This is a genomic window from Thioalkalivibrio sp. (assembly GCF_041690275.1).
In the GTDB taxonomy this organism is placed as follows: Bacteria; Pseudomonadota; Gammaproteobacteria; order Ectothiorhodospirales; family Ectothiorhodospiraceae; genus Thioalkalivibrio.
Genome location: NZ_JAWLHP010000055.1, coordinates 2,940 through 6,232, shown reverse-complemented (window position 1 = coordinate 6,232; position 3,293 = coordinate 2,940). Strand labels below are relative to the sequence as shown.

The following is a 3,293-nucleotide window of genomic DNA, read 5'->3' as shown; positions in this document are numbered from 1 at the left end:
TTCCAGCCATGCCGGCCTGTGGTGGGCACACTTCGTTTTGCCCACCCTACACTGCTCATGGAACGTGCAATTCAAGCCACGGCAGGCCGCCCTCCGCCGTAGGGTGGGCCAAGCGCAGCGGGCCCACCATTGGAGCTCGGCCGCCCCCACCCCGACCCTCCCGAGATTTCAGGAGGGCATCCGGCGTCACCGCTCGTAGCCGCAGTTCCAGCACTGGGTGAACTGGGCCTCGATCTGTTCGCCGCAGCGGGGACACTTCCAGGCCTCGGCCTGAGGGTCGACCTCCGCCTCGAGGTATTCCTTGATCACCGCGCGTGCCTGTGCCGCCTGGTTCTCGTGCACGACCACCACCCTGGCCCAGCACTCGTTCGGGGGAATCTCGCCGGCGGCCCCGTAGAGACCGGCCTGCATCGCGTGCGCCTGGATGCCCGCGTTCTGCAGGACCCCCTCGATGAAGCCCGCCATGATCGGGTCCGCAGCGGTGTAGACCGTCTTCACCGGCTCCCCCGCCGCTGCCCATTGCACCGGAATGTCTTCAATGCTGCGCCGATCCCGCGCTCTGGAAATACTCCATCGCCTTCTGGATCGCGTAGAACGGGGCCTCTTCGGCGGCCTCGGCCGTCTCGGGCAGATTGATGTCCGCGTGGTACTTGCGGAAGGCCAGCAGGTGGATCGGCAGCTCCCGCGCGAAGAGATCATTGGTGGACACGAAGTACTGGGCCAGCGCCAGCACCAGCCAGAAGCGCGTCTCCGCCGGCAGGATGTCCGGGCTCAGGCGGATGCGCGGGAGCTCTTCGGCCGCACCCTCGACCTCCAGCACGACCTCCTGGAGGATCTCGGATCCCTCGGCCGCGGCGGATTCCGGGCGCAGCAGTTCCAGGTCGTCGTACAGGCGCAGGTGGCCCTTCAGGCGGATGTGGTCCCAGGGCTGGAAGACCTTGCTGGACATGTTTACCGCCCACAGTTCGAGCAGTTCCCGAAGTTCACCCGCGAGCGAATTGTCCGCCAGCGCGTAGAGCTGCTGGGCGTACAGCATGTCCCAGACCCAGACCTGGCCGTACTCGGGCAGCTCCCCTTCCTCGCGTACCGAAACGCGCTGCGTATCCGGGGCATCGGCGGCCCGCGGGTGCAGTGTGATCGTAAACCGTGCCAAGCTCGTCTCCGGCGATGTGACTTTCCCGGGAGTATAGACCCCGCGTTCAGCCGACCCCATTTCGCGCGGGCTGCCCGCGGATTTTGCGTGCCCCCTGCAGTGCCCAGAAGACGCGCAGGCCCAGCAGGAGCGCAAGGATCAGGGCATAGATCGTCGCCTCCCGGTAATCGGCGCGCGTTAACCAGACGATATGCACAACGGCGAGAATCGCCGCCGGATAGACCAGCCGGTGCAGGCGCGTCCAGTTCCGCTTCAGCAGGCGCATCGCGGCGCGCGTGGACGTCGCCGCCAGGAGCAGCAGGATGAACCAGGCCGCGAACCCGGCCATCACGAACGGGCGGGTGGTCAGGTCCTCGAGGATCAGGACCCAGTCGAAGAAGAGGTCGACCCCGAGCCAGATCAGGAAGTGCGCGCTCGAGTAGCCGAAGGCCACCAGGCCCAGCAGGCGCCGGTACCGGCCGATGCTGGCCAAACCGGTCAGGCGGCGCAGCGGGGTCACGGACAGCGCGACCAGCAGCGCGATGATCGCGCAGGTACCGGTGTCGAGCAGCAGCGTCTCCACCGGGTTCACGCCGAGCCCGCCGAAGGCGCCGCCGGTGCGCGCGACCAGCCAGAGTCCCGGCAGCAGCGCGACCAGCAGCAGCAACCACCAGGTCGCTCGGTGCCAGCGCTGCCCGGCCGCCACCCCGCCCCGCGACCGCGCGGCGGGGCCGCTGATCGACGATGTCTTCACGCGCTAAACCGGTGCGGCTTCAGAAGTGCCGCGTCAGATCCATGCCCGCATAGAGCGAGGCCACCTCCTCGCCATAGCCGTTGAAGCGCTCGGTCCTGCGCCGGCGGAATTCACCGATGCGGCGTTCGGTGCGCTGCGACCACCGGGGGTGCGCCACATCCGGGTTCACGTTGCTGTAGAACCCGTATTCATTGGGCTGGGAGCGGTTCCACGACGTTGGCGGCTCGTCCTCGGTGAAGCTGATCCGGACGATCGACTTGATGCTCTTGAAACCGTATTTCCACGGCACGACCAGGCGCAGCGGCGCGCCGTTCTGGTTCGGAAGCTCCTCGCCGTACAGGCCCACCGCCAGGATCGTGAGCGGGTGCATCGCCTCGTCCAGCCGCAGTCCCTCGACGTAGGGCCACTCGAGCACCGGGCGGCGCTGTCCCGGCAGGTTGTCCGGATCCATCACGGTCTCGAAGGCGACGTAGCGCGCCGAGCCGAGCGGCTCCGCCTGCTTGAGCACACGGTTCAGCTCGAATCCGATCCAGGGGATCACCATCGACCAGCCCTCCACGCAGCGCAGCCGGTAGACGCGTTCCTCCAGTTCCCAGGGCTTCAGGAAGTCCTCGAGATCGTATTCGCCGGCATTCGCACACAGGCCGTCCACCTTCACGGTCCACGGTTCCGTGCGCAGCAGGTGGGCATTGCGTGAGGGATCCGACTTGCCGGTGCCGAGCTCGTAGAAGTTGTTGTAGGTCGTCACGTCCTCGTAGGGCGTTAGCGCCTCGTCGGTCGAAAACGGCCCCGGGCTGTAGTCAAGCGATGAATCCGCGACGGCGGAGGCGGGCAGGAACAGCCCGGCGCCGAGCGCGACCCCGGTCCTCAGGAAATCGCGTCGTCTCTGGTAGACCTCTCTGGGCGTGATCTCACTGGGGCGTGGATCGCTGGAACGGTGCCTGCGGATCAGCATGGACGGACCTCTCTCGACAGTGCTGTCACGGTAGTTGCCGACCGTTAGGACTGGAGCCTATCACGCAAGTTCGATACCGGCGCTCGCGGGCCAGCCATCGTTCCGCTCGATTCCTGACCAATAAACTAAGTTAATGCTGGATAAGTTTTTTCTGTTTGCACTCCATCAGGGAACGCTTATAAAGCAGGTGACCAGACCATTAGCGGAGATCCTTGCGATGCACCTGACTGACGAGCCTTTACAAGAATTCGACGATGACCCCTCCGAACTGCGGGCATTGCAGCGCCCGCCGGTGAACCCGATGTCCGCGAGACGCTCGCTCGAGCGACTCCTGGAACAGCGTGCCCTGCGCAGCCGTCTGACGGACGAACTGCACGACAGCCAGCAATTGGACGACATGGAGTGGTGAATCCCCACCCCGACCGCCTGTAGGAGCGAGCCCGCTCGCGAAC

At 66.0% G+C, this 3,293-nt stretch carries 5 protein-coding genes; 1 reads left to right on the top strand and 4 read right to left on the bottom strand.

Features of this window, described 5'->3' with window-relative positions; all coding sequences use genetic code 11:
• Positions 1-186: 186 nt before the first annotated feature.
• The 4 genes from ACESMN_RS10830 to msrP all read right to left on the bottom strand — a co-directional run bounded on the left by ACESMN_RS10830 (position 187) and on the right by msrP (position 2,841).
• Entirely contained in the window at positions 187-498 is a 312-nt protein-coding gene (locus tag ACESMN_RS10830) for a DUF2007 domain-containing protein (protein ID WP_373053612.1), read from the bottom strand.
• Positions 499-535: 37 nt separating this feature from the next.
• On the bottom strand, positions 536-1,153 hold the full coding sequence (locus ACESMN_RS10825; protein ID WP_373053611.1) for a hypothetical protein: 618 nt from the start codon (positions 1,151-1,153) through the stop codon (positions 536-538).
• Positions 1,154-1,199: 46 nt separating this feature from the next.
• A complete protein-coding gene (locus tag ACESMN_RS10820) occupies positions 1,200-1,838 on the bottom strand; it encodes a sulfite oxidase heme-binding subunit YedZ (protein WP_373053621.1) in 639 nt (212 codons plus the stop codon).
• Between the two features lie 67 nt (positions 1,839-1,905).
• A complete protein-coding gene (gene msrP, locus ACESMN_RS10815; protein ID WP_373053610.1) occupies positions 1,906-2,841 on the bottom strand; it encodes a protein-methionine-sulfoxide reductase catalytic subunit MsrP in 936 nt (311 codons plus the stop codon).
• Between the two features lie 217 nt (positions 2,842-3,058).
• Between msrP and ACESMN_RS10810 the strand changes: the two genes are divergently transcribed.
• Positions 3,059-3,250 carry a PA3496 family putative envelope integrity protein gene (locus ACESMN_RS10810; RefSeq protein WP_373053609.1) on the top strand — a complete coding sequence of 64 codons (192 nt, stop codon included), beginning with the start codon at positions 3,059-3,061 and terminating at the stop codon, positions 3,248-3,250.
• Positions 3,251-3,293 lie beyond the last annotated feature (43 nt).